Raw genomic sequence first — 5,333 nt, forward strand, 5'->3', positions numbered from 1 at the left:
TCCATGGAGGAGGGGGTACACCCGATCCCATTCCGAACTCGGAAGTTAAGCCCTCCATCGCCGATGATACTGCGTACTCTTGCGTGGGAAAGTAGGCCGATGCCAGCACTTATTCTCAAAGGGATGCGCAACCGCATCCAGACACATCACGAAAAGGCCCCGGTGAGAAATCGCCGGGGCCTTCGTGCGTTCGGCGGCAGGGAAAGGCTGTGGAGGCGGGGATGAGGCGGGAGGCCTGCGCTGTTTCAGGGGGCGGTTACTGGCCTGATGCGGCTGGTGTTGCTGTTCCGGCTGCTGCGGGATGCATTGCGGGCGGTTGGCCGGTTTTCGGAGGCGTGTCCCGAGCCCCCCTTGCTGCGTCTGGCAACACGGGACTCATGCCGCCGCCGGGCAGTCCGGTTTAGCAGGGGCAACTCCATTGCGCAGTTCCAGAAGTCCAGTGGCGATTTGCGGCGATACAGTGCCGTGGAACATGGCACTCCTCCTTGTGTTGTTGCCAGCGCCTCAGCCCTGGCATGCCCCCCCCTAGAACGGCTTGCTACGGAACGTCATTATCTGCCGTGCGATGGCGGGGTTTCCCCTTTGGTGCCGGGGTGCTAGGAAAAGGTCGGTCGTGCGGGAACACTGGCGCGTTGCCCACCGCAGCGGCCCTTGCTCCGTTACCTTCAGCCGGGACAGTGCCATGCCCTCGCAGGAAGTTTCCTCCACTCCTCTCATGTCGTCCGTATCTGGCGGCGTACATGGTCTGGACCTTGATGCCGCGCTGGGCGTGGCGCTTGATGCCGCCAAGGCAGGCTGCGCCGTGCTGGCGCAAGGGCGTTCGCGCCTTGCCCGCGTGCGCACCACAACCAAGAGCCCCGGCGACATCACCACCGAGTTGGACGCCCGCTCCGAGGCTGCCATTTTCAACCGGATCCGGCAGGCCTACCCCGAGCATGCCCGGCTGGGCGAAGAGTCGGGAGACAGCGCGGGTGGTTCCGGCACGTCGCCGTACCGCTGGATTGTCGATCCCCTGGACGGCACGGTGAACTATGTACACGGCATTCCGTATTATGCGGTATCCGTGGCGCTGGAAGTGGACGGAACAGCCGTGCTGGGCGTGGTGGCGGACCCGAGCAGGCGCGAGTTCTTCACCGCCGTGCGCGGGCAAGGGGCATTCTGTAACGGGCGTCCGCTGCACGTGGCCCGGCGTACCCGTCTGGACGAGGCGGTCGTGGGCACCGTGGTGCCGCCGCCCAAATGGTCGGGCATGGAGGGGTATCTTGCGCTGTTCTGCGCCGTGGCGCGCAGTGCGGCGGGCATGCGCCGGTGCGGCGCCGCCGCGCTGGACCTGGCCTATGTGGCCGCGGGACGGCTGGACGGTTTCTTCGTGGTAAGCCTGAAACGCTGGGACTTGTCCGCCGGGGCGTTGCTGGTGCAGGAGGCAGGGGGCGCCGTGGCCGATATCGGCGGCCACCCGGACCCGCTGCACGCCAACCGTCTTGCCGCTGCCAACGGCGCATTGCTGCCCGCGTTGCTGGAGCGGCTGCGGTCCCGGTGACGACACCTTGCGATGTGCCGAAAAACAGGGGAGAGGGCTGCCGTGGCTGCCTTCTCCCCTGTTCATTGCTCGTCGCTCGGGACGTCGTCGCCATGCCGCATGCCGGGGCGCTCCTTGCGGCATCGTTGCCGACGCGCCCGCGTGCCGGTGGTCACGTCTGGAACTATTACGCCCGGCACGTCGCCATCCGGAGGCAACAACGTCCTCAGCTTGCCTCGCGTACCACGCCTTGCAGCGACGGGCCATGCCGCTGCAGCCACACTCCGAACCACAGCGCGTTGCCCAGGCAGACGATGCCGGAAAGCAGCAACGTCGGCGAAGGCCCCAGCGCATGGGCAACGGTGCCGCCCAGCAGCGAACCGAACGGTCCCATGCCCAGGAACATCATGGAATACAGGGCCATGACCCGGCCCCGGTAGGCGTCGGGAGACATGATTTGCAGCAGCGTGTTGGCTGACGCCATCAACACCACCATGCACATGCCCACGGGCACCAGCGCCAGCAGCGCCGTCCACACCGACCGGCACAGCGCGAACGCCGTCAGGCTGCCCCCCAGGCCCACGGCTGCATACAGCGCCCAGCGAGAGAGTCCGTTGCTGCTGCGCCGCAGGGCAAGGCACAGCGCGCCCAGCAGCGCACCAACTCCGGCGGCACCCAGCAGCAGGCCCAGGGTTCTTGCGTTGCCGCCCAGCACCTTGTCGGCCACCACGGGCATCAGCACCGAATAATTCACTCCGATGAGGCTGGTGGCCCCCACCAGCAGCAGGGTGGTGCGAATGCCCTCGTGGCGTGCGGCAAATCCCAGCCCCTCGCCGATGCGTTGCAGCGTCGAAGGGCCGGGCGGCGGGGGCACATGGGCGGGCAAGCGCATCAGCATCAGCCCCGCGATGACCGGTACAAAGCTGATGCCGTTGAGCAGAAAGCACCACCCTTCGCCCGAGGCGGCCACCACCAGGCCCGCCAGGGTAGGCCCGACCACCCGTGCCGCGTTGAACATGGACGAGTTGAGCCCGATGGCCGTGGGCAGGTCGTCCCTCCCCACCATGTCCATGATGAAGGACTGCCTCGTGGGCACATCGAAGGCATTGACGATGCCGAGCGCCGTGGCCAGCCCGAACACGTGCCATACCTGCACCACGTCGGTCATGGTCAGCGCGGCGGCCGTCAGCGCCAGCAGCATGGAGGCCACCTGCGTGCCCACCAGGATGGCGCGCCTGTCGCGCGTGTCGGCCAGCGCGCCGCCGAACACGGACAGCACGAACAGGGGCAACTGCGCGGCAAAGCCCAACGCCCCCAGCACTAAGCTGGATTCGCTCAGCCGGTAGACCAGCCACGACTGGGCCATGGACTGCATCCAGGTGCCGGGCAGGGAAATGGCCTGCCCGGCGAAGAACAGTCGATAGTTTCGGTGGCGAAACACCCGCAACGGGCCGGTGGCGTGCGGGGCGTTGTGATCGGGGAAGGGAGGCATGCAGCGTCCGTTGCGTCGTCGTGCCCGGCGCGTATCAGTTGGTGGTGCGGGCGCCCTTGGCGGCCTTGGTGTTTTTCTTCTTCACGGGGGCCGCAGTGGGGGTGCCCGCCTTGCCGGTCTGGGTGACAGGGGACGTCGCGTTGGACGACGCCTGCGGCGTGGCGATGCCGGATGCGCCAGATACGCCAGATGCGCCGGATACGCCGGATGCGCCGGATGTATCAGGCGCGCCAGGTGCGTTTGACTCCGTGGGCGTGGCGGGCATGTCCGGCACGCCGCCGCCGGTGGCGGCCCCCGGTGTGGCCTGTGGCGTTGCCTGCGGAACCGCCGGGGATGCTTCCGGGTCCAGTTGCGCGGGCACGCCGGGCTGAAATTGCGGATGCGCCTGCATCCACTGCGCGGCCATGTTCTTGGAATGCACCAGCTGGTCAGGCGTCATGCCCTGCTGCACCTTGGCGGCCACGGGCGCGGCGTCGCCGTCGCCGAACAGCACGGCGCGGGTCAGCCACGAATGCGCGGCGACCGCGTCCGCCCCGGTTCCCTCGCCCTCTGCCAGCATGCTGCCCAGCAGGGTCATGCAGCGCGGGTGTCCGCCCTCTGCGCATAGCCCGAACAGTTGCAGGCTGCGCGGGTAGTCCTTGGGCACGCCGGTGCCTTCGTGATGCAGGACGCCCAGGTTGAGCTGCGAGTGCAGGTCGCCCGCCTTGGCGCCCATCTGGAAATAACGCACGGAACCAGCCATGTCCGGCTCGCTTCCCTGGCCCCTGTAGAGCATTTCGCCCACCAGCCCCATGGCGTCGGTGTTGCCTGCGTCGGCGGCCTCGCGCAGCAGGTGCAGCGCCTTGGCGTCGTCGCGCGGGGTGCCCATGCCGTAACGGTAATGCACGCCCAGCCAGAAGCGCGCGCGCACCACCCCCAGGGCTGCGGCGCGTTCCGTCCAGCGGTAGGCCTCTTGCTGGTTCTCCGGTCCCGCCAGCCCCTTGCGATGGTATTCGGCCAGCAGGTCGCAGGCTTGCGGGTGGCCCCGTTCCGCCGCCAGAGAGAGCCACTTCTCGCCCTGCATGAAGTCGCGCCGGGTGCCGCGACCGTAAGTGTACAGCACGCCCACCAGGGCCTGCGCGTTGATGATGTCCTGCTCTGCTGCGGACATGGCCAGCGCGAAGGCCTTGGCCTCGTCCTTGCGCACGCCGGTGCCGTCCAGGTACAGGCGCGCCAGCACGTCCTGCGCGGGGCCAAAGTCCTGCGCGGCGGACTTTTCCAGCCATGGTGCGGCACGGGCCGGGTCGGGCTGGCCGTCGGCCCCCTGCAGCAGGGCCATGGCAAAGGCAAACTGGTCCTGCGGGCGGGTGGGGGCCTCTATGCTGCTGCCGTCGGAAAGGTCCACCAGTTCACCCACGGGGGCGGATGCGCGGTTCTGCGGTTGCGGTGCTGGTTCGGGCTGGCGGTTGTTGGCCATGCTGTCAGGGGTGACCACAAGATCGGGGACGGCAGGTTGCGCGGTGTCGGCAGCGGTACCAGTCGTGGCGGTGCCTGCCATCGCTGTGCCGGTGGTGCCCGTGGCGCTCGTGGCGCTCGTGCCCGCATCGTTTGCGGCTGCTTCCTGGTCCATGGCCTCGCGGATGTAGGTGGGGCGTTCCGGCAGGGCTGCCGTCCCCTTTTTTGGGGGCTTGCATCCGCCCAGCAGCAGGCCTGCCGCCAGCAGGGCCACAAGCGCCAGGCGTGCAGCGCGGCGTGGGGGGCGCTGGCGGTTGGAGGTCTGCGGAACTGGGGATGGTCGAAAACGCGCGGCGATGTGGCGGGCTGTGTTCATGATCACTCCGGATGTGCGGCTGAGGCGGGCGTGCCTCGCGGGCACAAGCGGGTGCCGCGCGCGGTGGCCGCGCCGAAGCAGGGGCATAGCACGCGCCGGGGTGGGGGTAAACGGGCATGGGGCCATGGTCCGGCAGGGGAGGGCGGACGCAGGGGACGCGGGAGACACGGGGGACACGGGGGACGCGGGGGACACGGGAGACGCGACGGGACACGGCATCGCGGGCCGTCAGGTCGGCGCTGCCTTTTGACCGGAACGCAACGGGGAGTTGTTGCGGGTGAGGGAGAGTTGCCGGCGCCCTCCGGTGCGGGGGCTTAGCGGACTCCGCCGCCCTCGCCCCTGTTGCGCCCACCAGCGTCGCCAATCACTCCGGGCCGCCCCGCGCGCGCTCTCTCATGCCCACCGGCCTCGCTGGTGCCCATCGGCGACTGGCCGTTGGCCGTCGGGCGGTGCAACCCGCTTTCCCCCCCGGCGGGGATGTGCCCGCCGGGTTCGCCGCGCAACGGGGAATG

General features: G+C 68.9%; 3 protein-coding genes, 1 rRNA gene and 1 pseudogene. 2 read left to right on the plus strand and 3 right to left on the minus strand.

The features are described 5' to 3' along the window. Together rrf and FVW20_RS06850 are read left to right on the plus strand one after the other, a co-directional pair. Nucleotides 1–108: ribosomal RNA gene (rrf, locus tag FVW20_RS06845) — 5S ribosomal RNA — on the plus strand; the annotation flags it as partial. A 574-nt stretch (nucleotides 109–682) separates the two neighbouring features. Then, the gene (locus FVW20_RS06850; protein ID WP_231038935.1) at nucleotides 683–1,540 is read left to right on the plus strand and encodes an inositol monophosphatase family protein; all 858 of its coding nucleotides are present in this window, start codon (nucleotides 683–685) and stop codon (nucleotides 1,538–1,540) included. 205 nt (nucleotides 1,541–1,745) lie between these two features. Here FVW20_RS06850 and FVW20_RS06855 read toward each other — a convergent pair whose 3' ends face one another. The 3 genes and pseudogenes from FVW20_RS06855 to FVW20_RS19675 all read right to left on the minus strand — a co-directional run. Next, nucleotides 1,746–3,011 carry an MFS transporter gene (locus tag FVW20_RS06855; RefSeq protein WP_196608844.1) on the minus strand — a complete coding sequence of 422 codons (1,266 nt, stop codon included), beginning with the start codon at nucleotides 3,009–3,011 and terminating at the stop codon, nucleotides 1,746–1,748. Between the two features lie 34 nt (nucleotides 3,012–3,045). After that, on the minus strand, nucleotides 3,046–4,821 hold the full coding sequence (locus tag FVW20_RS06860; protein ID WP_196608845.1) for a tetratricopeptide repeat protein: 1,776 nt from the start codon (nucleotides 4,819–4,821) through the stop codon (nucleotides 3,046–3,048). A gap of 314 nt (nucleotides 4,822–5,135) precedes the next feature. Beyond that, a pseudogene (locus FVW20_RS19675) lies at nucleotides 5,136–5,333 on the minus strand (rhodanese-like domain-containing protein); the annotation flags it as partial.

It is taken from the genome of Nitratidesulfovibrio oxamicus (assembly GCF_015731765.1).
Taxonomy (GTDB): domain Bacteria; phylum Desulfobacterota; class Desulfovibrionia; order Desulfovibrionales; family Desulfovibrionaceae; genus Cupidesulfovibrio; species Cupidesulfovibrio oxamicus.

Coding starts and splice junctions, on each gene's coding strand:
- FVW20_RS06850 (WP_231038935.1), top strand. CDS start 683: ATGCCCTCGCAGGAAGTTTCCTCCACTCCTCTCATGTCGTCCGTATCT.
- FVW20_RS06855 (WP_196608844.1), bottom strand. CDS start 3,011: ATGCCTCCCTTCCCCGATCACAACGCCCCGCACGCCACCGGCCCGTTG.
- FVW20_RS06860 (WP_196608845.1), bottom strand. CDS start 4,821: ATGAACACAGCCCGCCACATCGCCGCGCGTTTTCGACCATCCCCAGTT.